Origin of the sequence: Hydrogenophaga taeniospiralis CCUG 15921 (genome assembly GCF_001592305.1) — a bacterium.
Taxonomy (GTDB): domain Bacteria; phylum Pseudomonadota; class Gammaproteobacteria; order Burkholderiales; family Burkholderiaceae_C; genus Hydrogenophaga; species Hydrogenophaga taeniospiralis.
Genome location: NZ_BCWR01000016.1, coordinates 177,873 through 202,331, shown reverse-complemented (window position 1 = coordinate 202,331; position 24,459 = coordinate 177,873). Strand labels below are relative to the sequence as shown.

Below are 24,459 nucleotides of genomic sequence, written 5' to 3'. Positions count from 1 at the left end.
CTTCACTCCTTGCCTGCGGCCTTGGCCAGAAAGGCTTCCACCGACGCACGGTGCTCGCTGCTGGTGTAGCAGATGCCCTGCGCCTGGCTGCCCTGCGCGAACACGTCGTGCGAAGTCAGTTCGAAGCTCTGGTTGAGGATGGTCTTGGTCAGTGCGATGGCCGTGCCCGACGCCTGGCTCAGCTCCGCGGCCCAGGCCTGCGCGTCGGCCAGCAGCGTGTCCGCGCTGGTCTTGCAGTCCACGATGCCCAGCGCCAGCGCCTCGTCCACCTTGACCTGTCTGCCGGTGAAGATGAGTTCCTTGGCCTTGGCCAGGCCCACGCGGCGCGGCAGGAAATACATGCCGCCGCCGTCCGGGACGATGCCGCGTAGCACATACGACCAGGCGAAGCTCGCCCACTCGCTGGCGATGATGAAGTCGCAGGCCAGCGCTGTATCGGCGCCCAGACCCGAGGCCGCGCCGTTCACGGCGGCGATCACCGGCTTGGGACAGGTGTGCAGCAGCGACTGCGTGTGGTGCACGCGCTGCTGGCGGTGCCAGCCGTTGAAGCCCACTTCGCCGGCCGGGGCGTTCATGCGCTTTTGCATGCCCGCAATGTCGCCCCCGGCGCAGAAGCCCTTGCCGGCGCCGGTGAGCACCAGGGCGCGGATCGCCTTGTCGGCCGTCACCGACTCCAGGGCGTGGATGAATTCCGAGCGCATGCCGTCGCTCATGGCGTTGCGCTTGTCGGGCCGGTTCAGCGTCAGCGTGGCGATGCCGCTGCTCACCTGCAGTTCGATCAGGGTGTGGTCCATGGTGTTGCTGGTTCGCTCCGGGTTCGGTCGCTCATTCGGCCTTGATGCCGTTTTCCTTGACGATCTTTCTCCAGCGGGCTTCTTCGGCCTTCACATAGCGGTCGAACTCGGCGGGATCGCTGGCGGTGACGATCAGGCCTTCGTGCTCCACTTTCTTCACGAACTCAGGGCTTTGTGCGGCCTTCTTGACCGCGGCATTGAGCTTGGCAATCACGGGGGCCGGTGTGCCGGCAGGCACAAAGAAGCCATACCAGCTTTCCACCGAGTAGCCGGGCACGGTGGCCGCGACCGTGGGGATGCCCTTGAACGCGGGCGATGGCTCGAGCGTCGTCACCGCGAGCGCGCGGAGTTTGCCCTGACCGACCATGCTGGACACGGCGGCTGCCGTGCCAAAGAACAGGTCCACCTGACCGCCCAAAAGGTCGGTCATGGCAGGGCCCGCGCCGCGGTAGGGGATATGCAGGATATCGGCCTTGGTCAGGTTGACGAGCATTTCACCGGCCAGGTGAGCCGACGTGCCGTTGCCCTGCGATGCGTAGGTCAGCTTCTTGCCTGACTTCACGGCGTCCAGGATGTCTTTCACGGTTTTGTACGGGCTGTCGGCGCGCACCACCAGCACGTTCGGACCCTTTCCGATCAGACTCACCGGCGCGAAGGCGGTCTCGTTGTTGTAGGGCAGTTTGGGCAGCAGACTGGGATTCACGGCGTGCGCCATCGTGGCGATCACCAGCGTGTAGCCGTCGGCAGGGCTCTTGGCGACGAGGTCGGTGCCGATCACGGTGCCCGCACCGGGCTTGTTCTCGACGATCACCGTCTGACCCAGTTCTTTGGACATGCCCTGACCCAGGGTGCGTGCGATCAGATCGGTTCCGCCCGCCGGGGCGAATGGCACGACGATGCGCACGGGCCTTTCGGGGTAGTCGGCGTAGGCGCCTCCAGCGATGGCCGCCAGGCTCAGGCACAGACCGCTGGCAAGGCGGCGCAGGGAAATGGGGAACGATGTCATGGGATGTCTCCGTGATGGAAGGTTTCGGGCACGGCCTTCGATGAGGCGCCGCATCGACCTGTTGGCCGAATCCAGAGCTTAGAACCGCAAGACGTTTTTGAGATCCATGTAATTCCATTGAGTGGAATTTAGAATGGGCCGCAGAAAGAGAAGAACCCCGCAGAAACACCGGGGCGAACCTTCGAAAGGCACGCCATGAACCCCCTTGAAGAAAACCCCGGCCGCTCAACCTCGAACCGCTCGCTGCTGCGCGGCGCCGACATCCTGCGCGCCTTTCGGCCGGGATCGGATCTGCTGGGCAACGGAGAGATCGCGGAGCGGACCGGCCTGTCCAACTCCACGGTGAGCCGCCTGACCCAGACCCTGGTGGCTGCGGGCCTGCTGCAGCAAGACCGCGCCCGCCGCGCCTACCGGCTCGCGCCGCTGGTGCTCAGCCTGGGGCACGCCATGCGATCGGGCTCACAGGTGCTGGCCATCGCCGCGCCGCGCATGCGCGCCTTGGCAGAGCGCGAGCGCATCAACGTCGGCCTGGCCTACCCTGATCGCGACGAAATGGTCTACCTGGAATCGATCCGCTACAACCGCCGCGTCGCCCTACGCAACGTGGTGTCCGGCCAGCGGGTTCCGATGGAACTCACGTCGTTGGGGCGCGCGTACCTCGCCACGGCACCCGTGGAACGCTACCGTGTGCTGGAGCCCATCTTCAAACGACGCAACGGCCGGCACTGGCCAGAGATCAAACTGGCGATCGAAGCGTCGATGGACAGCATGAAGTCCAAAGGCTATTGCTGGGCCAGCTGGCAGCCGGAGGTGGTGGCATTGGCCACGGCCTTCCCAACCGCCGAGGGCATTTGTGTCGTCAACGTCAGCGTGTCCACGCAGGAGCATGCCGACCGCTGGGTCAAGACCCTCGCGCCCCATTTGCTGCGCCTGAAAGAGGACATCTGTCTGGCCTTGTCGAAGCTTCCCGTGCCCTAGGGGAAGCCATGTTCGCGTGCCTGGTCGGCCGCCGCTTCAGAGGGTCCTGAGCCCCTCGCCGAACACGTCCAGCGCCTTGAACAGCAGCTTGCGCGGAATGGTCAGCGATGGCATCACGCGCATCACGTTGGTGTAGCGGCCGCAGGGCACCATCAGCACGCCGTGGCTGAGCACGTACCCCATCAGCTTGCCCAGCTTCTCGCCACTCAGCGGTTCCTTGGTGGCCTTGTCTTCGACCAGCTCGATGCCGATCATCAAGCCGCGGCCGCGCACCTCACCGACGTAGGGGTTGTTGAAGCCGCGGATGTATTCCTGCGCCTCCAGGCCCAGTTGGTGGGCGCGGTTCAGCAGGTCCAGCTCCGGGTCCTGTAGCAAGCCGATGTTGGTCAGCGCCACCGCGGCCGACAGCGAGTTGGCGGCGAAGGTGTTGGGCACCGAGCCGTCGGGAATCTTGGCCGCCAGGTCCGAGCGCATCACCAGGCCCGCCATGGGCACGTCACCGCCCATGCCCTTGCCGAAGGTGAGCATGTCGGGCTTCACGCCCGAGTGCTCGACCGCCCACATCTTGCCGGTGCGGCCCGCGCCCGCCTGGACCTCGTCCACGATCAGCAGCGCGCCGCTCTTGTCGCAGGCCTTGCGCAGCAGCTGCAGGAATTCGGGCGACGGCGGCACGTAGCCGCCCTCGCCTTGCACCGGCTCCACAATCACCGCGGCCACGTCGTCTGCGGCGGTGTAGGGCGTGTTGAGCAGGTAGTCCACGTACTCGCCGGCGATCTGCTCGGCGCTCTTGTGGGTGGTGTCGAAGGGGAAGCGGTAGGCGTAGGGATATGGCGCGTGGATCACACCGCCCATGAACGGTCCGTAGCCCTTGCGGTAGGCCGTGCCAGTGGTCAGCGCGTTCGAGGCGTTCCACACGCCGTGGTAGCCGCCGTGGAAGGCGATGATCTGGTGTCGGCCCGTCACGCGCTTGGCGAATTTCACCGCTGCCTCCAGCGCGTCGCTGCCGCTCTGCGCGAAGAAGGTGATGCAGTCGCCGCGCAGCCCCTCGGGCATGATTTCGGAGATCTTGGCCGCCAGCTCGGTGCGCTTGGTGCTGTTGACCTCCATGGCGTGCATCAGCACCCCGGACTGCTGGTGGATGGCCTCGACCACCTTGGGGTGGCAGCGCCCCACGCTGCTGACGCCCACGCCGGCCGAGAGGTCGATGAAGGTGTTGCCGTCCGGGTCTTTGATGGTGACACCAAAGGCGCGGTCCATCACGACCGGCATGCGGCCGCCGCCGCGCGCCATCGACTCCGTGCGTGCGGACAGCGCCAGCGCCTCTTGCGCCTTGGGGCCGGGGAAGGTGGCCGACACCATCTTGGGCGCATCGGCAAAGCTCAGGGATTCAAAGAGAAGTTCGTTCACGGAGACACCTTGGAGAAACTGTGGTCGGCGATGCTCCGCCACCATGGGCGGTTGCATCGAAGGACACAGAGCCGCGCGGCTCTGGTGAGGAGGATTCTGTGGGTGCCCCCGCGAGCGGGGTTAGCCCGAATCGGCAAGCTTTTGGTTGGCCTGCCTTCGGGCGAACGGCCAAGGGGGCCGGCGCGCAGCGCCGACAGGGGTCAGGCCGTGGCGGCGGCGGCCCGCACGGGTGGCGCGCTGACGGCGCGCTGCGTCTGCGAGGGCAGCTCCATGAACAGCTCCTGGTACTCCGACGCGAAGTGGCTCAGGTGGAAAAAGCCCCACTTCGCTGCCGCATCACCGATCGAGAGCTGCTGGGGCGTGGTGGACATCAGCTCACGCCGCACGCCGTTGAGGCGCACGCTGCGGATGTAGTACACCGGGTTGGTCTCGGTCACGCTCTGGAAGCTGTTCTGCACCGTGCGGCGGCTGACCCGCAGCCGCTTGCACAGGTCCACCACGCTGGGGGCATTGGCGGCGTCCGACACCGTCAGGCGGTGGCACTTCTCCACGATGAAGCTGCGTGACGAACTGCCGTGGCGCTGCGTGCGGTCGCATGCGGGGTCCGAGATCAGGCGCATCAGCTCGCCCAGCATGGCCTGTTCGACCTGCTGCTCCGCCTCGGGTGTGAACACCTGCTCGGGGGCGGCGATCACCTCGTTGAACAGCGCCAGCAGGCGCCTGCGGCTTTCCGCCAGACGGTGGCCGGGCACCTGCACCACGGGCTGTCTGAGCAACGCATCAATGCCGGTGGGCCAGGGCGCGCCCGACATCATGCGTTCGAAGGCCTCGCGCTCGAAGGTGATGGACAGCATGTCCATGTGCATGGGCATGTGGAACATGAACTCGTCGCCGCCCTGCAGCACGAAGATGCACTTGTCGTCCGCCGCCCGGCCCTGCACCCGCGCCGCACCGGGCACGACCAGTGGCACCGCGAAACAGATCTGGCCGCGCGGCGCCTCGCCGTGCTGGACCACGCGCTGGTTGATGTGCTCGCGGAACGCATGGATCCGAGCGTTGGAGAACTGGGACAGCGCGCATTGCGCGGCGCCAGCCGAGATCTGGCTGTAGGTCTGGCCCCAGCCGTGCACCGATGTGGCGTGCAGATGCACGTCGTTGAAGCGATCTGTTCGGGTGTTCATGAGACCTCTGGTCAACGTGGTCCGAATGCGGGCATCTGGCGGCCCGTGACGAAGTGATCCCTGGTGCCGCAAGAAGTGTGCCTCTGGTCCCTTGGGGGCAGGTACCCGTGCTAACCCGCAGTTGCGGGCGCCGGGCGCGACGACTTGCTGATTTGGGCTAATGAAACGCGGCAGGCCAGACCGACACTCGCCGCTCATTCGGGGGCCTCGTCCCTGTCGCCAACCCTCGAAGCCCACCCACCACACGAGCATTCACCATGCCCCAGCACCTCAAACACTTCATCGAAGGCGCGCACACCGACTCGTCGGACGACGGCCGCCTGGACCTGATCAACCCCGTGGACGAGCAGGTCTACGCCACCGTGGCCAGTGGCACCGCGCAGGACGTGGACCGCGCCGTTTCGGCTGCCCACGCCCAGCTGTACGGCGGGGCCTGGAGCAAGCTCAACGGCTCCCACCGCGCGGTGCTGCTGAACAACCTGGCCACCCTGGTCGAACGCGATCTGGAGATCCTCGCCGACATGGACGCCCGGGCCATCGGACGCTCGCGCATGGAGCCGCGCATGATGGACGTGCCCAATGCCGTGGCCCACCTGCGCGCTGCTGCGGGCTGGGCCAACCATCTGGAAGGACGGACCATCCCCAGCAGCGGCTACATGGGTGTGCGCACGCTGTCTTACACGGTGCGGGAGCCGGTGGGTGTGGTTGCGGCCATCGTGCCGTGGAACGCGCCCCTGATGATCACCACCTGGAAGCTGGCTGCACTGCTGGCGGCGGGTTGCACGGTGGTCATCAAGCCTTCAGAAGAGACGCCCCAGTCGGCCCTGCACCTGGCCGCCCTGTGCCAGGAAGCGGGCTTTCCGGACGGTGTGGTCAACGTGGTGATGGGCGTGGGCGAGGTGGTGGGCCGCGCACTGTGCGAACACCCGAAGGTGGCCAAGATCAGCTTCACCGGCAGCCCCGAGGCAGGTGCCGCCATCCAGCGCATCGCGGCGCCGCTGTTCAAGCGCGTGACCCTGGAACTGGGCGGCAAGAGCCCGCAGATCGTGTTCGACGATGCGCGCTTCGACGACGCGGTGCGTGGCTGTGCCATGGGGCTGTTCATCAACCAGGGACAGGTCTGCGCCGCGGGCTCGCGCATCCTGGTGCAGAAAGGTATCGCCTCGAAGTTCTCGGCCGCACTGGCGCAGGCGGCGAAGTCGGTCAGCGTGGGCGACCCTTCGCAGGAAGGTGTGCAGATGGGACCGGTGGCCAAGAAAGCCCAGTACGAGCGGGTGAACCGTTACATCCGGCAGGGCATCGACGAAGGCGCCGAGTTGCTGGCCGGTGGCGTGTCGGACTCGGCCAAGGGCTGGTTCGTCAGGCCCACCATCTTCGGCAAGGCCAGCAACCGGATGAGCATCGCGCGTGAGGAAATCTTCGGCCCGGTGGGCACGGTCATCGAATTCGAGACCGAAGAAGAAGCCATTGCGCTGGCCAACGACTCGGCCTACGGCCTCGCGGCCACGGTGTGGACCAGCAACCTCGAACGCGCACACAAGGTCGCCGGCGCGATGCGGGTGGGCGCGGTCGGGGTGAACTGCTGGAGCCCGCTCGACGCCAACCTGCCCTGGGGCGGCCTCAAGACCAGTGGCATCGGCCGCGAGGGCGGATTGCCCGGTGCGCTGGCCTACACCGAAGAAAAAGTCATCACCGTGCTGCTGCCCTGACCCGCAACGCTTTTCCACACCAACCTCCCCTGGAGAACACGACATGAAGCATCAAGACAAGTACCCGGCCAGCATGCGCGTGCTGCACTGGCTGATGGCCATCCTCATCCTGGGCCAGATCTTTGGCGGCTGGTTCATGACGCCCTACGACGAGGCCCGCGAGCCCCTCGTCGGGCAGCTCTACTGGTGGCACAAGTCCTTCGGTCTGCTGGCCTTCCTGTTCATCTTCATCCGCCTGAGCAACCGGCTGCGCTACGTGCCGCCCGAACTGCCGGCGGGCCTGCCCGCCTTCGACCGCAAGCTCGCGCACTTCGCCCACTGGGCCATCTACGCCCTCATCGTGATGCTCCCCATCACCGGCTACACCCTGTCGAGCACCTTCGAGTACAGCGACGGCGTCACCTTCTTCGGCATCCACGTGCCCGAGCTGTTCCCGAAGAACGAGGCCGTGTACGAAGCGGCCGACTGGTTGCACGGCATCCTGGCCTACACCCTGCTCGCGGTGGTGGCGCTGCACCTGGCCGGCGTGGTCAAGCACCGCTACTTCGACAAGAACCCCGACAACGATGTCCTCCAACGCATGCTCTGAGAAACCCATGTCCCTGCAACTCCCCTCTTGCCCCCAGGCGCTGGAACTGATCCGCGCGCGCGTCTCCACTGGCCACTTCAATCCGGCGTTCGAAATCGACGACGACGTCGTCGCCGACCTCATCGGCTACGCCTGCGAGGCACCCAGCGCCTACCACCTGCAGAACTGGCGCTTCATCGCAGTCCGCTCCGGCGCTGGCAAACAGAAGCTGTGCGAACGGGCCTACGGCCAGCACCAGGTGAAGGACGCTGCGGTGACGGTGATCGTGATCGGCACGCTCAACGGCCACGAGCGCATACGTGCCAACCTGCAGCCCCTGGTCGACGCCGGCCACATGAAGCCGGCGGATCTGGACGCCTGGGCCAACGACACCCACCGGGGCATGCACGACAGGCCGGTGAAGCAGCGCGACGAGGCCGTCCGCTCGGCCTCGCTGGCGGCCATGAACCTGATGACGGCGGCCCAGGCGCTGGGCCTGGCCAGCGCCCCCATGGGCGGGTTTGACGCAGCGGCCGTCAGCGCCGAATTCGGCCTGGCGCCGACCGAGCTGCCGGTGATGCTGGTGGCCATCGGCCGGCCCGCGCCGGGCAACTGGCCGCGCAAGCCGCGCCGGCCGGTGGGCGAGGTGCTGTCCTTCGTCTGAGGGCCCGGATTCAGCTGAACCGGATGGGCGCGAGCTTGGCGATCAGCTCCGAGCTGGAGCGCACACCCACCTTGGTATAGATGTTCTGCACATGGCTGCGCAGCGTGGGCAGCGAGATGCCCAGGTGCCGGCACAGCGCCTTGTTGCTGATGCCGGTGACCGCAATCTCCACCACGTCCAGCTCGCGCGCCGTCAGGTGGAACTGAGCCGAGAGGCTGGTGCGGCTGATGACGCGGCTGGCCACGTGGATGGCGCCCAGGCTGAACTCCACGAAGGGCTGGACCCTGTTGAGTTCCGCCACCTCGGCCTCGGTGAAGGGCTGCGCGGCGTCGCGCCGCACCAGCGAGAGCACCGCCACGATGCGGCCCTGCTGCCGGAAGAACACATCACAGTTGTGGAAGTAGCCGTTGGGCTGGTAGAAGCCGGTGTAGATGCCGCTCTGGCGCCACTCATCGTCGGACATCAGCATCGAGTTCGACACCACCGCCGTGTCCTGGTCCTCATAGCGCGAGGGGTGCATCGGGTCCTGCGCCCACCAGGTCTCCGAATACTGGCGCAGCATGGTGTCCAGCTGCGCGTGCGAGGCGCTGTCCTGCTGCAGCTGCGCCCAGGGCACGTAGATAAAAAACCGGATGCCGTCCACCGGCATCAGCCGGTGGACCAGGGCGAACAGGGCCCGTTTGAAATCGTCCGAGACATCCGTGTTGGTGCTCACCCCGTTGGCTCCGTGTTCAATGCGTCACCGGACCCGCAAGGCTTGGCGGCGCAGGTCGCGGCTTCAGAACTGGCTCTCGGGCAGGTGCACCGTCAGGCCGTCCAGATCCGCATTCAACGCGATTTGACAACACAAACGGCTGGCCGGGTGGTCGGCCGCGGCCGATTCCAGCATGGCGCTCTCCATGGCCTCGGGTGGCGGCAGCCGGCCCACCCAGGCCGCCTCGACCTGGCAGACGCAGGTGGCGCAGGAGCAGAAGCCCCCGCACTCGCCAACGATGCCGGTGATGTGGTTGTCCACGGCCGCCTGCATGAGCGAGCTGCCGGGTGCGGCCTGCACGGTGGTGGCCTGCTGCTGGTGGTCGATGAAGGTGATGGTGATCATGGTGTGGTGGTGAGGGGTGTGGTGATCCAGTGGCCGAGGTCCTGCGATTCGTCGGCCAGCGCGTCGGCGGGAATTTCGGCGGCGGCCGCGATCAGTTTTTTGCCGAGCATGAAGTCCCTGGGCCGGTTGACGCAGTCCACGGCCAGCAGGCGGCTGCCCGCCAGGTAGTACACCGAGAAGCTGCGGCCCTGGCGGCTGTCGCCGCGGACCACGGCCTGGTCGTGGCCCTGCGACAGGCCGGCCATCTGCAGCTTGAGGTCGTACTGGTCGGACCAGAACCAGGGCTGCGCCTGGTAGGCCACCGGCTTGCCGCACAGCGTGGCCGCCGCACAGCTGGCCTGGGCCATGGCGTGCGGCACCGACTCCAGCCGCATGGAGCGGCCATGGGCCTCGCTGAAGAACTCGGTGCAGTCGCCGGCCGCGACGATGAGCGGATCGCTGGTCTGAGCGAAGGCGTTGGCGCGGATGCCGTTGCCCACATTCAGCCCCGCCGCCGCGGCCAGCTCCACATTGGGCAGCACGCCGATGCCGACGATGACCAGGTCGGCCGGGAAGGTCTCTCCGTCCTCGCACTGCACCGCCGAGACCGCCGTCTCTCCCAAGATGGCCTGCACGCTCTTGCCGCAGCGGATGTCCACGCCCTCTTCGGTGTGCACGCGCTGGTAGAAGGCCGAGACTTCGGTGCTGGTCACGCGCTGCAGCAACCTTGGCATGGCTTCGAGCAGGGTCACCGCGAGGCCCAGCTGGCGCAGGCCGGCGGCGGTTTCCAGGCCGATGTAGCCCCCGCCCACGATGACGGCACGCCGTCCGGTGCTGGTGGCGACATGGGCCTTGATGCGGTCCAGGTCGGCCAGGGTGCGCAGGCAGAAGACACCGGGCAGAGTGGCGCCCGGCACCGCAAGCTCGCGCACGCGCGCCCCCAGCGTCAGGGCCAGGCCGCTGTAGTCCAGCACCTCGCCGGTGCTCAGGTGCACCTGCTGCTTCGCCCGGTCGATGCGCTCGGCCCGCACGCCCAGGCGCAGGTTCACACCGGCCCTTTCGTAGGCCGCGGCGTTCTTGATCAGCATCTGTTCGGCGCTCATCTGGCCCGCGAGGTAGGCCTTGGACAGCGGCGGGCGCTGGTAGGGCAGCACCGGCTCTTCACCCACCAGGGTGATGTCGCCCTGCCAGCCTTGCTGGCGCAGGCTGGTCACGAGCTGCGCCGCCGCGTGGCCGGCGCCCAGGATGACGGCATGGGGGGTGCGCATGGACACCTCAGGCCGGGGTGAAGGCCACGGGCAGGCGCTTGATGCCGTGCACGTGGTTGCTGCGCAGGCGGTCGGCCGGCCCGGTGAGCGACATGGAGGCGACGCGCTTGGCCATCTCTTCGAGCAGCACGCTCACCTGCAGCTTGGCCACGTGCGTGCCCAGGCAGAAGTGTGGCCCGCCGCGGCCAAAGGCCATGTGGTGGTTGGGCGTACGGTCGATGCGAAAGCTGTGCGGCGCGTCGAAATGCGCCTCGTCCCGGTTGCCCGAGGCGTAGTACATGGCCACCTTGTCGCCACGGGCGATCTGGGCGCCGCCCAGCTCGACGTCGGCGGTGGCGATGCGGCGCACAAAGTGCACCGGGCTGGCCCAGCGGAAGATCTCGTCGGCGGCGACCCGCGCATCGACACCACCCGCGCGAAAACGCGCCCACTGGTCGGGGAAGTCGCAGAAGGCCTTGATGCCGTGCGAGATGGAATGCCGCGTGGTCTCGTTGCCCGCCACCACCAGCATCAGGAAGTAGTTGCAGAACTCCCCGTCGGACAGCGGCCGGCCGTCAAAGCTGCCCAGCGCCAGCCGGGTGACGATGTCGTCCGTGCCCTGGTGGCGGCGCTCCTGCGCCAGCTGCAGACCCAGCTCGAAGGCCTGCAGCGAGGCCGGGTGGCCGAAGGGCAGCATCCGCCGCTCGGCCTCCGGCACCGCGGCCACGGCCGGGTCGACGAACTCCGGGTCGTCGGATCCGATCAGCTGATCGCTCCAGCGGATCATGTCGTCCCGCCGCTCTTCCGGAATGCCCAGCACGCGGCACAGCGTGACGATGGGCAGCTGTTTGGCCAGCACCTCCACCACGTCGACCTGCGGCGACTGCAGCACCTCGTCGAGCAGGCGCGCGGCGGTGCAACGCACCGACGCTTCCAGTGCCGCCACCGCGCGCGGCATGAAGCCGGGCACGGTGATCATGCGCATCTTGGGGTGCTGGGGCGCGTCCATCTCCAGCAGAGTGCGGCGCGCGTCGTTCTGCGCGTCGTCGAAGTCGTCCAGGCTGATCACGCCGTTGCGCGATGAGTACACCGCGGTGTTGCCCGAGACGGTGACGATGTCGTCGTAGCGCGTCACGGCCCAGAAGCCCTTCTGCCCGTCGGTGCGTTCATTCCAGGCCACTGGCGACTCGCGGCGCAGGCGCGTGAATTCTTCGGCGGGCACGGCCTGGTGCCAGACGCCGGGGTCGGTGAGGTCGACGCGGGTGGTCGGCCGGGTGGTGGTGAGCGATGTCATGGGGTGTTCCCTTCAGCGGGTTTGTGGGGTGGTGGCCGCGAGGCGGGCCAGGCGGTGGCGCACAAAGGCCAGCACCCAGTGCGCCGCGGGGCGGCTGTCGATGCGGGTCTGCAGGCTCTGCACGGCGGCGTCGGTGATCGCGTCGCCCTGTTCGGCACGCTGCGATTCGTAGATGTCCCGCGCCAGGCGGGTGGTCATCTCGGGGTGGGCCTGGATGGTCAGCACGTTCTCGCCGATGGTGGTGATGCCCAGCGGGCAGAAGCCGTTGCCCGCCAGCACGCGGGTGTCCGGGGCCGGCGTCGTCACCTGGTCCTGGTGCAGGGCGATCAGGTGGAAACGGTCGCCGTCCAGCGCGCCAGGCGGCGCCCAGTCGGGCACGGTCTGCAGCGGGTAAGCCTGCACGCCCACGCCCCAGCCCTTGCCGGAGCGCTGCACCACGCCCCCCAGCGCGTCGTGCAGCAGCTGGTGGCCAAAGCAGATGCCCACCACCGCCCGCTGCTGCGCCGCACCGACCAGAAACTGCGCGAGCGCGGGCTGCCAGGGCAGGCGCTCGTGCACGCTGGCCGGACTGCCGGTGACGAGCCAGGCGTCGCACTCGGTGGCCGTGGCCGGCAGCTCGTGCCGGTGCGCCTTGTAGACCTTGAATTCGAGCGCGGCGTCGGCGCTGCGCAGGAAGGGCGGGAACGGTGCGGCCATCTCACCGTGTTCTTCGATCCAGTCGGGACTGGTCTGGCCGCATTCGAGGATGCCAATGAGCATGCTGACCTCACCCCAGTTCAAAGAAGCGGCGGCGCTCGTCGATCAGCGACTTGCCGGCGAAGGACTTGCACTGCGCCTCGCGCGTGGCGCTGAAGGTCTCGACGAAGCGCTCACCCAGCCAGTCTTTCGCGCAGGCCGACTGGCGCAGCGCGTGCACGGCCGCCAGCATGTTCGGCTGCAGCGGTGGTCCCTGGCGCGCGTCGGACAGGTAGCCATTGCCCACGGTGGGCGCGCTGGGCTCCAGCTTCTGTTCGATGCCGGCCAGGCCCGCCGCGATGCTGGCGGCCGCCGTCAGGTAGTGGTTGGCGTCGGCACACGGCAGGCGGTTCTCCACCCGGATCGATGACGGGCTGTGCCCCACCACGCGCAGGCAGGTGGTGCGGTTCTCGATGCCCCAGGTGAAGGCCGGTGGCGCGAACGTGCCTTCGGCGAAACGGCGCCAGCTGTTCACCGTGGGCGCGAAGATCAGCATGAACTCCGGCAGGTAGCGCTGCACACCGGCGATGAAGTGGCGGAAGCGCCGGGACATGTGGTGCTCGGCCTCCGCGTCCCAGAAGCAGGGCCTGCCCTTGCCGTCCAGCAGCGAGATGTGGATGTGGCTGGACTGGCTGTCGGCCTGCTCCGACCAGCGCGGCATGAAGGAAATGGTCTGGCCGCGGCGCATGGCGAACACGCGCAGGAAGTTCTTCAGCAGCACCGCTTGGTCGGCCGCGGCCATGGCCTTGTTGGCGGCGATGCAGGCCTCCATGAAGCCGCCACCGATCTCCTCGTGCATCTTGGCCAGCTGGATGCCCAGCGGCTCGCAGAAATCGGCCACGCCGTTGTAGAACTCCGACTGCGCGGCCTGGTAGATCACCAGATCGTGGCTGGCGTGCGCAGTGGCCGTGCGCAACTGGTCGTACTGCTTGGCCTGCAGGGTCTCGGCGGTCTCGTTGAACAGCGTGAACTCCAGCTCGTAGCCGAGCTTGGGAAAGACGTCCATGGCCGCGGCACGGTCGAGCACCCGGCGCAGCACGCTGCGCGGGCAGAAGGCCTGGGCGTCGCCCGAAAACTCGGCCAGGTACAGCCCCTGGTCCGACGGCACCTCCCAGGGAATCTCGCGGCGGCTGCCGGTGTCCACCGTCAGTGCGCTGTCGTGGAAGTCGCCCGTGCCGTCGGTGACGCCGGGCATGCTCAGGAAAACATCGGTGGGGTCGAGGGCCAGTTGGGCCGGCGACATGCCCATGCCGCTGGCCAGGATGCCGGGCAACTCGCTGGCGGCCACCTTCTGGCCCCGCAGCAGGCCGTTGGTGTCGGCCACGGCAATGGTGAGGAATCGGTCCGCGTTTTCTTGTCTCATGGTCTTGTTCAGTGGGTGTGAATGGGATGGGTCTTGACATCGGTCAATGCGTTTTTCACGATGTCGTGCTAGGCAATCCAATGTAGGAAAAGCGGAACAAAACCACCATCGTCTGTTGAGATGAGGCGGGCGGCCCCTCGCGCGCAGACGAAAAAAAACCAGGGGGATCGCTCCCCCTGGAACCTCGGTTGAACCGAACGGGCCCTTGGGCCCCATGCTTCAGGTGCGGCTGGCACCCATGTTGGCAAACGCCTTCGGATTGGCCGCCTTGAGGCGGCTGGCCAGCAACCAGCCCACCAGCGCGGCCAGCGGGATCAGCGATGGCAGGATGACCCCCAGACCGCCGCCTTGCGTACCGGTCAGGTCGCCGAAGTTCAGGAAGATGTAAACGAACAGCACGGCCATCACCAGACCCGAGGCCACAGGCATCACCCAGGCGGTCAGCAGCGAAGCCTCGCCATGGCGGCGGAAGAAGCACACCACCGCCAGCGACGTGACCGCCATCATGCCCAGCACGCCCAGCACGCCGACCTGCGAGATCCAGGTGAACATGTTGAGCACCGGATCGAGCCCCAGGCCCGCGAACACCGCCAGCACGATCAGCGCGCCGATGGTCTGGGCCACCGAGCCAACGTGCGGGCTCTGGTGCGCCGCGTGCGTATGGCCGAAGGCCGCCGGTAGCAAGCCCTCGCGACCTGCGACGTAGCTGTAGCGCGCGATGTAGTTGTGGAAGGCCGAGAGCGCGGCGAACAGGCTGGACACGAGCAGCAGGCCGGCGATCATCGGCACCGGCCCACCCACGTAGCGGCCGGCCAGCTCGAAGAAGAAGGTGGTCGGGTCCTTGAGCCCCTGGATCGTCGGGATCAGTTCGGCGGCACCGACGCCGGCGATCATCAGCCAGGTGGTGAACACGAAGAACAGACCGATCAGCACGACCGACAGGTAGGTGGCACGCGGGATGGTGACGTCGGGGTCGCGCGCCTCTTCGGCGTAGATGGTGGTGGCCTCGAAGCCCATGAACGAACCCAGACAGAACAGCACCGCCACGGTGAACGAGCCCGAGCCGATGGCCGACATGTCGAACAGGTTCATCGACAGGCCGCTTGCGCCGCCCGTGCCGAGGATGGCGAAATCCACCAGCAGCACGATCAGGTACTCCAGCAACACCAGCAGCACCAGCACCTTGGCCGAGAGGTCAACCTGCCGGTAGCCCAGGATGCCCACCAGCATCACCGCCACCAGGCTGTAGATCCACCAGGGCATCTGCAGGCCGAATTCGGAGAACACACCCGCCGACACACCGCCCAGCAGACCAATGAGCCCGAACTGCAGGGCGTTGTAGGCCACCAGGGCCATCATCGCGGTGGCCCCGCCCCAGCGCCCGCCCAGCCCGCGCGCCGCGTAGGCGTAGAAGGCCCCGGCGTTGCGCACGTGGCGCGACATGGCCACGTAGCCGACCGAGAAGGCCAGCATGATCAGGGTCATGAACAGGAAGGTCGCGGGCACACCCGTGCCGTTGCCCAGCAGGAAGGCGATGGGCACCGCCCCGGCCACGCCGGTGAGCGGCGCCGCCGCCGAGATGACCATGAACGTCACCGAGATGAGGCCCAGCGAGTTCTTGCGGAGCTCGTGAGGCCCGCCGTGGGGTGGGTACGCAGGACTTTCCTGCTCTGACGCTTGATGGACTGCCATGTTGTTGTCACTGTCTGTGTGCTGCCGATAACAAAGCCCCGCGCCGGCACATGGGGTGTCGCGGAACCCCCGCAACTGTCGCGACTCTAGGGGCGCTCCCGGTGCGGCGGTTAGCCCGGATCGGCACCTTTTTGCGCACCGATGCGGTGCGGGTCTGTCGCCCGCCGGCCCATGCCGATTCGGGCTACTGGGCCTTGCCGGCCGGCCCCTAGCATGCGCCGACCCACAAGCAGACAGGAGAACCTCGGTGCGCCACGACCCCCACTTTTCGCCACATTCCCGCCCCACCGCAAGAGGGTGGACCCGACCTGTCTGGGCCCTGTGCCTGATGACCGCCGCCCTGCTCACGCATGCGGCCCACGCCGCCGAACTGGTGGTGGTACAGGTGGCACCGCAGAAGGGCGAGCTGGCGCACTACACGAACGAGCTGCGCACGGGCATGCTGGCCCACCTGGACCACGTCAACGCCACCGGCGGCGTCCGCGGCGACACCGTGCGCCTGGTCTCGCTGGACGATGCCGCGAACCCGGCGCAGGCGCTCAAGCAGATCGAACAGGCCGCCGCCAGCCTGAACCCGGTGGCCTTCCTGTACCTGATCGGTCCCGAAACCATCGTGGCCACGCTGGAGGCCAACATCTTCGGCCGGCTCGGCATTCCCCTGATCGGCACCTCGCCCGCGGCCGCGCAGCTGCGCACCCCCACCCGGTCGCACGTGTTCCACCTGACCCAGGGCGAGAACAGCGAGTACGAGAAGCTGGCCCAGCAGCTGCGCACCGTCGGGCTGCGCAAGGTGGCCCTGGTGCACTGGGACGACCCCGCCACCCTGGGCGAGGTGAGGTACTTCGAACAGTCCGCCGCGCGGGAGCCCGCCATCGAGGTACTCGCCCGGGCACCGGTGGCCGCCAGCAGCGGCCGGCTGGACAAACCATTCGAGCAAGTGGCGCAGGCGCGCGCCGACGCCATCGTCTCCATGCTGCCGGTGGAAGAAACCGCGAAGCTGCTCAAGCACCTGCGCAGCAAAGGCGTGTTCACCCCGGTGTATGGCGCGTCCTACAACGAGTCGGGCCGGCTGTTCGAGCACGCGGGGGAAGCGGCCTCGCGCGGCATGACGGTGACGCAGGTGGTGCCCAACCCCTTCGGCGGCGCCCTGCCCGCCGTGCGCGACTACCAGGTCCAAATGAAGCAGTACGCGCCCAAAGACGCGCGGCTCGGCACGCTGTCGCTCGAAGGCTTCCTGGCCGCGCACCTGCTGGTGGAGGCGCTGCGGCAGACGCCCCGCCCGGTGACGGCCGCGGGCCTGCGCGACGCGCTGGAGCAGCGCAGCCCGTTCGACCTCGGCGGCCTCAAGGCCAGCTTCTCGAAAACCGACCACGTCGGCCTGGACTTCCTGGACATCGGCATCGTCACCTTCGGCGGGCGCCTGCGCTACTGAGCGCAATGGCGGTCCGCGAAGCACTGCCATTTCGGGCTCACCGATTTCGAACCCAGCTTCCAGAATCCGGTCCGCCCCGTGCCGGCGGTCTGCGCAAGGCAAGGGGGATATCCCACCACTCCCAAAACAGAGACAACATGAACAGAGACAACATGAACAACTTCATCCGCCCCCTCGCCGCCGCCGTCGCGCTGGTGTGCATCGCCGCCCCGGCCGCCGCCGAAGGCGTCTCCTACAACATCGGCCTGACCTCGCTCTACAAGTTCAACGGCATCGACCAGGACGTTCGCGCCCCGAAGAACGCCCGCCCGGCCCTGCAGGGCGGCGCCGACTATGACTTCGGCAACGGCCTCTACGTGGGCAACTGGAACTCCACAGGAAAGTTCGGCGCGCAGGGCCAGGCCGACCTGGAGATCGACCTGTACGGCGGCTACCGCGGCGAATTCGGTCAGGGCTGGCGCTACGACATCGGCGCCATCCGCTTCGTCTACCCAAAAGACAACAGCTGGAACGCCAACGAGTGGTACGTTCGCCTGGGCCACGGCATCTTCTCGGCCCAGTACGGCCACGGCTTCGGCAACGGCAACAAGACGGCCCGTCTGGCGCTCTCGCTGGCGCAGCCACTGAGCGAGAAGCTGACCCTGGAGGCCAGTGTGGGATTCCGCAACCGCCACAACATGGACAGCGCCAAAGACGCCCACCTGGGTCTGGTCTACGACCTGGGTTCGGGCCTGATGGCTTCCGGCCGCATCAGCGGTGCCGAGACCGCCAAGACCGGCCCGGCGGGCAAGACCCGCCTGGTGGTCGGTCTGGTCAAGACCTTCTGAGCGCGCGGTGGTCTGACCAGGCCACCGTGGGCCGGCCATCCGCACGCAGGGTGTCGGAGGGCAGCTCGCCAAACAGCTCGCGGTAGTGGCGCGCGAAGTGGCTGAGGTGAAAGAACCCCATCTCGGCCGCGGCATCCCCCACCGGCAGCGCCTGCGCCGTCGTCTGGCCCAGCCGGCGGCGCACCGCGTTGAGCCGCAGGTTGCGCTGGTACTCCAGCGGGCCGATGCCGGCCTCGCTCTGGAAGCAGGCCTGCAGGGTGCGGCGACTGACCCGCAGCCGGGCGCAGAGGTCCAGCACACTCATCGCGCCGCCGCCGCCCTCCTCCATCAGCGCGCGGCTGCGCCGCACGATGTAGCTGCGCACCGCCCCGCCGCAGCGCGCCGGGGCCCGGGTGCCGTCCACCGCGTCGAACAGGTCAAGGAAGGCGTTGAGCACCAACTCGTCCAGTGCGCGGTCGAGCGCATCGGTCGGCACATCTCTCGGCGGCTGCCCGCAGGACAGGGCCAGCACCTGTTGCATCACCTGCCGCAAACGCAGCACCGCCGCGTCGGCCACCACCAGGCTGCGCGCGCCACGCGCCAGCGCCTTCTGCTCGTCCGACAGGTGCAGGTCGGCCAGTTGCAGGAAACGTTCGTGGTCCACATTGGCCGCCACCAGGACCAGCCCCTGCGGCGCGTGCAGCAGGAACTCTTCCCGGTTCCGCAGCAGTACCACCTGCGACAGCGGGTGCCGTGACCAACCGGTGGACGCCGCCTCCGGTGCGACCTCCGAGACGGCCAGGCACAGGCGCTGCTCGGGGCAGCTGCCGCACTGCACCACCTGCCGGTTGAAGACCTCCCGGAACACCAGGAAGCTGCCGGTGGACACCTGCTGCAGGCTGCTGCTGAGCGCGCCGCGCCCGAGCTGGTCGTAGTCCTGCGCCCAGCCGGGGATGGCCCGGGCGTGCAGGTTCACATCGTTGAAATGGCGCACATCGACGTTCATGGAACGACCCGGCGAAGGTCCCGAAGGACCGGTGGCAGACGCAGTGGCGGCGGCGCGGCTTACAGCGCGAGCGAGATCACTTTTTCTTCGAGGTAGGCGTCCAGCGCCTTGCGCGAGAGGTCGCGGCCGATGCCGCTGTCCTTGGTGCCGCCCCAGGGCAGGCGGGCGTCCAGCGGACTCCAGCAGTTGATGGCCACCGCGCCCACTTCGAGCTGCGCGGCCACGCGGTGCGCGGCCGACACGTCGCGCGTCCACACGCTGGCGGACAGACCGTAGCGGCTGTCGTTGGCCAGGGCGATGGCCTCGGCCTCGGTGTCGAACGGGATGATCGCGCCCACCGGCCCGAACACCTCCTCTTGGGCGATCTGCATGCCGGGAGTCACGTCGGTGAACACCGTCGGCCGCATGAAGAAGCCTTCGGCAGGCAGCTCGCCGCCGGCACCGCTCAGGCGCCGCGCGCCTTGGGAGATCGCGGTGTCGATGCAGGCCTGCACGCGCTCGCGGTGGCGCGCACTGATCAGTGCCCCCATCTGCGCGCCCTCGACCTGCGCCCCACCCAGCCGCACCGATTCGGCGGCCGCGGCCAGCGCCTGCTCCACCTGCGGCAGCAGGGAGCGGTGCACCAGGATGCGCGAGCCGGCGGCGCAGGTCTGGCCCTGGTTCACGAACAGGCCCATGGCGACGCCGGGAATGGCTTCGTCGAGGTTGGCATCCTGCAGCAGGATCTGGGCGGCCTTGCCGCCGAGTTCCAGGGTGACGCGCTTGAAAGAGGCCGCCGCCTCGCGGGCGATGATGCGGCCCACACCGGTGCTGCCGGTGAAGCTGATCTTGCTCACGTCGGGGTGCGCCGTGAGCGCCGCGCCCGCCTCCGCGCCCATGCCGTGCACGATGTTGACCACGCCCGGCGGAAAGCCGGCCTCGGCCACCAGGCGGCCGAGCTGGCCCACCGCCACCGGCGCGTCCTCCGAGGTCTTGATCACCACGGTGCAGCCGGCCGCCAGCGCGGGCGCGAGCTTCCAAACCGCGATCATCAGCGGCGCGTTCCAGGGCACGATCAGGGCCGCCACCCCCACCGGCTCCAGGCGCGTGTAGTGCAGCATCTGGCGGCCCATGAACCCGGCGGTGGGCACGGTGCGCCCTTCGAGCTTGTCGGCCCAGCCCGCGAAGTAGCGCAGGGTGTCGACCGACATCGGCAGGTCCATCACCGTCATGTCGAAGGCGGGGCGGCCCTGCTCTTCGGCCAGCGTGGCCACGAAGGCCGGGGCGTTGGCCTCCAGCAGGTCGGCCAGGCGGGACAGGCAGCGTCCGCGCTCCTGGCCCGGCATCGTGGCCCAGGGGCCCTGGCGCAGAGCCTGGCGGGCGGCGGCCACGGCGGTGTCGACGTCGTCGGCGTCCGAGGTGCTCACGGTCGCGCAGAGGCCGCCGGTGGCGGGAGCCAGCTTCTCAAAGGTTGCGCCCGAGCGGGCACCCTGGTACTGGCCGTTGATGAAGTTGTGCAGCGTGACCACTGTTTTCATATTCATGGAAGTCTCCTTTGTTGTGTTGATTCGCTCGCGGGTGGCTGCACCCGCGCAGTGGCTCAGATGCCGGCCATGTTGATGTACTTGACGACCAGGTAGTCGTCCATGCCGAGGTGCGAGCCCTCGCGCCCGATGCCGGACTGCTTGACGCCGCCGAAGGGCGCCACCTCGTTGGAAATCAGGCCGGTGTTCACACCCACCATGCCGTACTCCAGGCGCTCGGCCACACGCCAGACCCGGCCCAGGTCGCGCGCATAGAAGTAGCTGGCCAGGCCGAACTCGGTGTCGTTGGCCATGGCCACCACCTCGTCTTCGGTCTCGAAGCGGAACAGCGGGGCCAGCGGGCCGAAGGTTTCTTCGCGGGCCACCAGCATGTCCTGCGTCACATCGCCCAGGATGGTGGGTTCGAAAAAGCTCTGGCCCAGCGCGTGGCGCCGCCCGCCGCTGAGCACGCGCGCGCCCTTGGCCACGGCGTCCGCGATGTGCTGCTCGACCTTCAACACGGCCTTGTCATCGATCAGCGGACCGATGCGCACGTCGGCGCCGGTGCCCTCTCCCACCTTGAGCTGGGACACCGCCACGGCCAGCTTGGCGGCGAAGGCTTCATACACCTTGCTGTGCACGTACAGGCGGTTGGCGCAGACGCAGGTCTGGCCGGCGTTGCGGTACTTGGAGACAATGGCGCCCTCGACCGCGGCGTCCAGGTCGGCGTCCTCGAACACGATGAAGGGCGCGTTGCCGCCCAGCTCCATCGACACTTTTTTCACCGTGGCGGCCGTGCGCGCCATCAGCGAGCGGCCCACCTCGGTGGAGCCGGTGAACGAGAGCTTGCGCACCAGGGGGTTGTCGGCCAGTTCGTCGCCCACGTCGCGCGCCGAGCCGGTGACGACCGAGAACACGCCCGGCGGCACGCCCGCACGCTCGGCCAGCACGGCCAGCGCCAGGGCGGTCAGCGGGGTCTGGCTGGCAGGTTTGACCACCATGGTGCAACCGGCCGCCAGTGCGGGGCCGGCCTTGCGCGTGATCATCGCGGCAGGAAAGTTCCAGGGCGTGATGGCAGCGCAAACACCGATGGGCTCCTTGATGACCACGATGCGCTGCGAGGCCACCGGCGCGGGAATGGTGTCGCCGTACACGCGCTTGGCTTCTTCCGAGAACCACTGGATGAAGGACGCCGCGTAGGCGATTTCGCCGCGTGCCTCGGCCAGCGGCTTGCCCTGTTCGCTGGTCATGATCAGGGCCAGGTCGTCCTGGTTCGCCATGATCAGCGCGTACCACTGGGCCAGGACCGCTGACCGTTCCTTGGCGGTGCGCGCGCGCCAGGCCGGCCAGGCGCGGTTCGCGGCCTCGATGGCCTCGCGGGTCTCGGCGGCGCCCAGACGCGGCACGGTGGCGATGACCGCACCGGTCGCCGGGTTGCTCACTTCGATGTGCGCGGTGCCGGAGAACCACTGCCCGCCGACAAGGCACCGGCCGGGCAACAGGGAAGGATCTTTGAGTTCAAGCATGGGGGAACCGGTTGAGGGGAAAAGAAGACATCAGATCTGAGTGACCATCTTGGTCACCAGGAAGCCGTCGAAGGTCTCGGTGCCGCCTTCGCTGCCGATGCCGCTGTCCTTTACGCCGCCGAAGGGCAGCTCGGGGTGGGCCATGCCGGAGTGGTTGATGTTGACCATGCCCACTTCCAGCCCGTTCATCACCTGGGTGGCGGTCTTGTGCGACTCGGTGAACACGTAGGACGCCAGGCCATAGGGCACGCTGTTGGCCAAACGCAGCGCCAGTTCGGTGCTGTCGAACTTCACCACCGACGCCACCGGGCCAAAAGGCTCCTCGCTCATGATCCGCGCGTGGGCAGGCACATCGGCGATCACGGTGGGCGAAAAGAAGTGGCCGGCCTCACCCAGGCGCGCGCCACCGGTCAGCAGCCGGCCGCCGGAGCGCGTGGCATCGTCCACCAGCTCACGCACGGCCTGCAGGCGGCGGTCGTGGATCAGCGGCCCCATCTGCGAGCTGGGCTCCATGCCGTTGCCGACCTGTATCGACTCGATGCCGTCCACGAAACGCGCCACAAAACGGTCGTACACACCAGCCTGCACAAACAGGCGCGACGGTGAGACACACACCTGCCCCGCGTTGCGCGTCTTCATGCGCGCCAGCAGCGCGGCCGCGGCGTCCACGTCGGCATCATCAAACACCAGCACCGGCGAATGACCGCCGAGCTCCATGCAGACGCGCTTCATGTGCTGGCCGGCCAGCGCGGCGAGCTGCTTGCCCACCGGCACCGAGCCGGTGAAGGACACCTGCCGCACCACGGGCGATTCGATCAGGTGCTTCGATATTTCCGCAGGATGGCCAAACACCACGTTGAACACGCCGGGCGGCAGACCGGCGTCGTGGAAGGCGCGCGCCATTTCGACGATGGCGCTCGGCGACTCCTCGGGCCCTTTCAGAATCAGGGTGCAGCCCGCCCCGATGGCCGCGGACACCTTCTTGATCGCCTGCCCCAGCGGGAAATTCCAGGGGCTGAACGCGGCGCACACACCCACCGGCTCGCGGATCACCAGCTGGCGCACGCGCGGGTCGCGCGAAGGCACCACCCGACCGTAGATGCGGCGGCATTCTTCGGCATGCCACTCGACATGTTCCGCGCTGTTCAGCACCTCGGCCCGGGCATCGGCCAGGGGCTTTCCGTTGTCCCGCGTGATGCCGTGGGCGATGGCCTCGACACGGCTGCGCAGCAGCTCGGCGGTCTTGCGCAGGATGGCTGAACGGTCCATCGGCGAGGCGTGCCGCCATTGCGCGAAGGCCCGTTCAGCGGCCGACAGGGCCGCGTCCAGGTCCTGCGCGGTGGCGCAGGGCAGATCGCCCAGGCGTTCCAGCGTGGCGGGGTCGGTCACCGCGAGCGTCTGGCGGGCACCGGCCTCCATGAACTGGCCGTCGATGTAAAGGGTGAGCGTGGGGTACATGGGGTCTTTCGTTGGCTGCGCCGTCGTCATTCGATCCTGATGCCCGCCTCGCGGATGACCTGCTCGTACTTCACGGTCTCCTGCTTCATGGACGCCAGGGTGTCGGCCGGCTTCGAGGTACCGACCTCCAGCCCGCGCGCGGCGTAGTTGGCCTTCATCGGCGAACCGGCCACGGCCTGCACCACCGCCTGGTGGATCTGGGTGATGACGGCGTCGGGCACCTTGCCCGGGGCGAACAGCGCGAACACGGTGGACGGGATCGAACCGGCCTTGCCACCGGCTTCGGTGATGGTGGGCACCTCTGGCGCGAAGCCCGCGCGCTGCTCATCGCCGATGGCGAGCAGGCGCACGCGCTCGGACTTGGCCTGCGCCGCCAGCGCGACGCCGCCCGCGATCACCGCGTCCACCTCACCGCCGGCCAGGCCGGTGATGGCCGGACCGATGCCCTTGTAGGGCACATAGGTCTGGGTGTAGCCGTTTGCCTTGGCCAGCATCTCCATGCCGATATGCGTCACATGGCCGTTGCCGCCCGTGCCCACGTTGAGCTTGCCCGGGTTGGCCTTGGCGTAGGCCACCAGCTCGGTGAAGGTCTTGACCGGCAGGCCGGCGCGCACGCCGAGCATCAGGTTCACGCGGGCCAGATCGGTCACGGGTTTGACGGCCTCCTCCCACTTGTACGGCAGCTTGGAATACAGCATGGGGTTGGTCACCAGGGCCAGCCGGTCCACCATCAACAGCGTGGCGCCATCGGGCTCCGCCTTGGCCACCGCGTCGGTGCCGATGATCGAGTTGGCGCCGGGCTTGTTGTCGACCACGAAGGTCTTGCCGGTCTGCTTGGACAGGGCGTTGCCGATGTCGCGGGCCAGCACGTCGGGCTCGGTCCCGGCCGGGTACGGCACCACGATGCGCACGGTGGACGGGGTCCAGGCCTGTGCATGGGCGCCGCCCAGGCCCGCCACCAGCATCACACTGCCCAGCACGCACGATTTGAAGAGGTTCATGGGGATCGTCCT

22 protein-coding genes are annotated in these 24,459 nt (G+C 68.0%); 6 read left to right on the top strand and 16 right to left on the bottom strand.

Annotated elements, in window-relative coordinates:
* Positions 1 to 2 precede the first annotated feature (2 nt).
* Together HTA01S_RS19095 and HTA01S_RS19090 are read right to left on the bottom strand one after the other, a co-directional pair.
* Positions 3 to 794 (bottom strand): enoyl-CoA hydratase/isomerase family protein, encoded by a 792-nt coding sequence (locus tag HTA01S_RS19095; protein WP_068174325.1) that lies wholly within the window; start codon positions 792 to 794, stop codon positions 3 to 5.
* Between the two features lie 31 nt (positions 795 to 825).
* A complete protein-coding gene (locus HTA01S_RS19090; protein ID WP_068174324.1) occupies positions 826 to 1,800 on the bottom strand; it encodes a tripartite tricarboxylate transporter substrate binding protein in 975 nt (324 codons plus the stop codon).
* Between the two features lie 195 nt (positions 1,801 to 1,995).
* Between HTA01S_RS19090 and HTA01S_RS19085 the strand changes: the two genes are divergently transcribed.
* Complete coding sequence (locus tag HTA01S_RS19085) at positions 1,996 to 2,778, top strand: IclR family transcriptional regulator (protein WP_068174323.1); 783 nt, start codon at positions 1,996 to 1,998, stop codon at positions 2,776 to 2,778.
* A 36-nt stretch (positions 2,779 to 2,814) separates the two neighbouring features.
* Here HTA01S_RS19085 and HTA01S_RS19080 read toward each other — a convergent pair whose 3' ends face one another.
* Together HTA01S_RS19080 and HTA01S_RS19075 are read right to left on the bottom strand one after the other, a co-directional pair.
* A complete protein-coding gene (locus HTA01S_RS19080; RefSeq protein ID WP_174545208.1) occupies positions 2,815 to 4,185 on the bottom strand; it encodes an aspartate aminotransferase family protein in 1,371 nt (456 codons plus the stop codon).
* Between the two features lie 200 nt (positions 4,186 to 4,385).
* Positions 4,386 to 5,366 carry a helix-turn-helix domain-containing protein gene (locus HTA01S_RS19075; protein WP_068174322.1) on the bottom strand — a complete coding sequence of 327 codons (981 nt, stop codon included), beginning with the start codon at positions 5,364 to 5,366 and terminating at the stop codon, positions 4,386 to 4,388.
* 257 nt (positions 5,367 to 5,623) lie between these two features.
* Between HTA01S_RS19075 and HTA01S_RS19070 the strand changes: the two genes are divergently transcribed.
* Genes HTA01S_RS19070 through HTA01S_RS19060 form a run of 3 tightly spaced genes read left to right on the top strand, consistent with a single transcriptional unit; the run spans position 5,624 to position 8,307 of the window.
* Positions 5,624 to 7,075 carry an aldehyde dehydrogenase family protein gene (locus HTA01S_RS19070; RefSeq protein WP_068174321.1) on the top strand — a complete coding sequence of 484 codons (1,452 nt, stop codon included), beginning with the start codon at positions 5,624 to 5,626 and terminating at the stop codon, positions 7,073 to 7,075.
* Between the two features lie 43 nt (positions 7,076 to 7,118).
* Entirely contained in the window at positions 7,119 to 7,664 is a 546-nt protein-coding gene (locus HTA01S_RS19065) for a cytochrome b (RefSeq protein ID WP_068174320.1), read from the top strand.
* A gap of 7 nt (positions 7,665 to 7,671) precedes the next feature.
* Complete coding sequence (locus HTA01S_RS19060) at positions 7,672 to 8,307, top strand: nitroreductase family protein (protein WP_068174319.1); 636 nt, start codon at positions 7,672 to 7,674, stop codon at positions 8,305 to 8,307.
* A 10-nt stretch (positions 8,308 to 8,317) separates the two neighbouring features.
* On the opposite strand, the gene HTA01S_RS19055 is transcribed toward HTA01S_RS19060, so the two are convergent.
* The 7 genes from HTA01S_RS19055 to HTA01S_RS19025 form a co-directional block, all read right to left on the bottom strand.
* Positions 8,318 to 9,022, bottom strand: coding sequence for a helix-turn-helix transcriptional regulator (locus tag HTA01S_RS19055; protein ID WP_068174318.1), 705 nt, complete (start codon positions 9,020 to 9,022; stop codon positions 8,318 to 8,320).
* 63 nt (positions 9,023 to 9,085) lie between these two features.
* Positions 9,086 to 9,406 carry a 2Fe-2S iron-sulfur cluster-binding protein gene (locus HTA01S_RS19050; protein ID WP_068174317.1) on the bottom strand — a complete coding sequence of 107 codons (321 nt, stop codon included), beginning with the start codon at positions 9,404 to 9,406 and terminating at the stop codon, positions 9,086 to 9,088.
* Positions 9,403 to 10,653 carry an NAD(P)/FAD-dependent oxidoreductase gene (locus HTA01S_RS19045; protein ID WP_068174316.1) on the bottom strand — a complete coding sequence of 417 codons (1,251 nt, stop codon included), beginning with the start codon at positions 10,651 to 10,653 and terminating at the stop codon, positions 9,403 to 9,405. The genes HTA01S_RS19050 and HTA01S_RS19045 overlap by 4 nt, the downstream gene beginning before the upstream one ends.
* Positions 10,654 to 10,660: 7 nt before the next feature.
* Positions 10,661 to 11,926: a cytochrome P450 gene (locus tag HTA01S_RS19040; RefSeq protein ID WP_068174315.1), complete on the bottom strand. Its 1,266-nt coding sequence runs from the start codon at positions 11,924 to 11,926 to the stop codon at positions 10,661 to 10,663.
* Between the two features lie 12 nt (positions 11,927 to 11,938).
* On the bottom strand, positions 11,939 to 12,685 hold the full coding sequence (locus tag HTA01S_RS19035) for a glutamine amidotransferase-related protein (protein ID WP_068174314.1): 747 nt from the start codon (positions 12,683 to 12,685) through the stop codon (positions 11,939 to 11,941).
* A gap of 7 nt (positions 12,686 to 12,692) precedes the next feature.
* Positions 12,693 to 14,024 (bottom strand): type I glutamate--ammonia ligase, encoded by a 1,332-nt coding sequence (locus HTA01S_RS19030; protein WP_068174313.1) that lies wholly within the window; start codon positions 14,022 to 14,024, stop codon positions 12,693 to 12,695.
* 219 nt (positions 14,025 to 14,243) lie between these two features.
* Positions 14,244 to 15,716 (bottom strand): APC family permease, encoded by a 1,473-nt coding sequence (locus HTA01S_RS19025; RefSeq protein WP_068174312.1) that lies wholly within the window; start codon positions 15,714 to 15,716, stop codon positions 14,244 to 14,246.
* Positions 15,717 to 16,044: 328 nt separating this feature from the next.
* On the opposite strand from HTA01S_RS19025, the gene HTA01S_RS19020 reads away from it, so the two are divergent.
* Positions 16,045 to 17,148, top strand: coding sequence for an ABC transporter substrate-binding protein (locus HTA01S_RS19020; protein ID WP_068174311.1), 1,104 nt, complete (start codon positions 16,045 to 16,047; stop codon positions 17,146 to 17,148).
* Between the two features lie 137 nt (positions 17,149 to 17,285).
* A complete protein-coding gene (locus HTA01S_RS19015; protein WP_169804794.1) occupies positions 17,286 to 17,975 on the top strand; it encodes a TorF family putative porin in 690 nt (229 codons plus the stop codon).
* On the opposite strand, the gene HTA01S_RS19010 is transcribed toward HTA01S_RS19015, so the two are convergent.
* The 5 genes from HTA01S_RS19010 to HTA01S_RS18990 form a co-directional block, all read right to left on the bottom strand.
* On the bottom strand, positions 17,962 to 18,960 hold the full coding sequence (locus HTA01S_RS19010) for a helix-turn-helix domain-containing protein (RefSeq protein WP_084236278.1): 999 nt from the start codon (positions 18,958 to 18,960) through the stop codon (positions 17,962 to 17,964). The genes HTA01S_RS19015 and HTA01S_RS19010 overlap by 14 nt on opposite strands.
* Before the next feature lie 59 nt (positions 18,961 to 19,019).
* On the bottom strand, positions 19,020 to 20,477 hold the full coding sequence (locus tag HTA01S_RS19005) for an aldehyde dehydrogenase family protein (RefSeq protein ID WP_068174308.1): 1,458 nt from the start codon (positions 20,475 to 20,477) through the stop codon (positions 19,020 to 19,022).
* 62 nt (positions 20,478 to 20,539) lie between these two features.
* Positions 20,540 to 21,988, bottom strand: coding sequence for an NAD-dependent succinate-semialdehyde dehydrogenase (locus tag HTA01S_RS19000; RefSeq protein WP_068174307.1), 1,449 nt, complete (start codon positions 21,986 to 21,988; stop codon positions 20,540 to 20,542).
* A gap of 30 nt (positions 21,989 to 22,018) precedes the next feature.
* Complete coding sequence (locus tag HTA01S_RS18995) at positions 22,019 to 23,446, bottom strand: NAD-dependent succinate-semialdehyde dehydrogenase (RefSeq protein ID WP_068174306.1); 1,428 nt, start codon at positions 23,444 to 23,446, stop codon at positions 22,019 to 22,021.
* A 26-nt stretch (positions 23,447 to 23,472) separates the two neighbouring features.
* The gene (locus tag HTA01S_RS18990; RefSeq protein ID WP_068174305.1) at positions 23,473 to 24,447 is read right to left on the bottom strand and encodes a Bug family tripartite tricarboxylate transporter substrate binding protein; all 975 of its coding nucleotides are present in this window, start codon (positions 24,445 to 24,447) and stop codon (positions 23,473 to 23,475) included.
* Positions 24,448 to 24,459 lie beyond the last annotated feature (12 nt).

Bases quoted from the DNA above. Each gene is read 5' to 3' on its own strand.
- HTA01S_RS19095 (WP_068174325.1), bottom strand. From the start codon at position 794: ATGGACCACACCCTGATCGAACTGCAGGTGAGCAGCGGCATCGCCACG.
- HTA01S_RS19090 (WP_068174324.1), bottom strand. From the start codon at position 1,800: ATGACATCGTTCCCCATTTCCCTGCGCCGCCTTGCCAGCGGTCTGTGC.
- HTA01S_RS19085 (WP_068174323.1), top strand. From the start codon at position 1,996: ATGAACCCCCTTGAAGAAAACCCCGGCCGCTCAACCTCGAACCGCTCG.
- HTA01S_RS19075 (WP_068174322.1), bottom strand. From the start codon at position 5,366: ATGAACACCCGAACAGATCGCTTCAACGACGTGCATCTGCACGCCACA.
- HTA01S_RS19070 (WP_068174321.1), top strand. From the start codon at position 5,624: ATGCCCCAGCACCTCAAACACTTCATCGAAGGCGCGCACACCGACTCG.
- HTA01S_RS19065 (WP_068174320.1), top strand. From the start codon at position 7,119: ATGAAGCATCAAGACAAGTACCCGGCCAGCATGCGCGTGCTGCACTGG.
- HTA01S_RS19060 (WP_068174319.1), top strand. From the start codon at position 7,672: ATGTCCCTGCAACTCCCCTCTTGCCCCCAGGCGCTGGAACTGATCCGC.
- HTA01S_RS19050 (WP_068174317.1), bottom strand. From the start codon at position 9,406: ATGATCACCATCACCTTCATCGACCACCAGCAGCAGGCCACCACCGTG.
- HTA01S_RS19045 (WP_068174316.1), bottom strand. From the start codon at position 10,653: ATGCGCACCCCCCATGCCGTCATCCTGGGCGCCGGCCACGCGGCGGCG.
- HTA01S_RS19040 (WP_068174315.1), bottom strand. From the start codon at position 11,926: ATGACATCGCTCACCACCACCCGGCCGACCACCCGCGTCGACCTCACC.
- HTA01S_RS19035 (WP_068174314.1), bottom strand. From the start codon at position 12,685: ATGCTCATTGGCATCCTCGAATGCGGCCAGACCAGTCCCGACTGGATC.
- HTA01S_RS19030 (WP_068174313.1), bottom strand. From the start codon at position 14,024: ATGAGACAAGAAAACGCGGACCGATTCCTCACCATTGCCGTGGCCGAC.
- HTA01S_RS19025 (WP_068174312.1), bottom strand. From the start codon at position 15,716: ATGGCAGTCCATCAAGCGTCAGAGCAGGAAAGTCCTGCGTACCCACCC.
- HTA01S_RS19020 (WP_068174311.1), top strand. From the start codon at position 16,045: ATGACCGCCGCCCTGCTCACGCATGCGGCCCACGCCGCCGAACTGGTG.
- HTA01S_RS19015 (WP_169804794.1), top strand. From the start codon at position 17,286: ATGAACAGAGACAACATGAACAACTTCATCCGCCCCCTCGCCGCCGCC.
- HTA01S_RS19010 (WP_084236278.1), bottom strand. From the start codon at position 18,960: ATGAACGTCGATGTGCGCCATTTCAACGATGTGAACCTGCACGCCCGG.
- HTA01S_RS19005 (WP_068174308.1), bottom strand. From the start codon at position 20,477: ATGAAAACAGTGGTCACGCTGCACAACTTCATCAACGGCCAGTACCAG.
- HTA01S_RS19000 (WP_068174307.1), bottom strand. From the start codon at position 21,988: ATGCTTGAACTCAAAGATCCTTCCCTGTTGCCCGGCCGGTGCCTTGTC.
- HTA01S_RS18995 (WP_068174306.1), bottom strand. From the start codon at position 23,446: ATGTACCCCACGCTCACCCTTTACATCGACGGCCAGTTCATGGAGGCC.
- HTA01S_RS18990 (WP_068174305.1), bottom strand. From the start codon at position 24,447: ATGAACCTCTTCAAATCGTGCGTGCTGGGCAGTGTGATGCTGGTGGCG.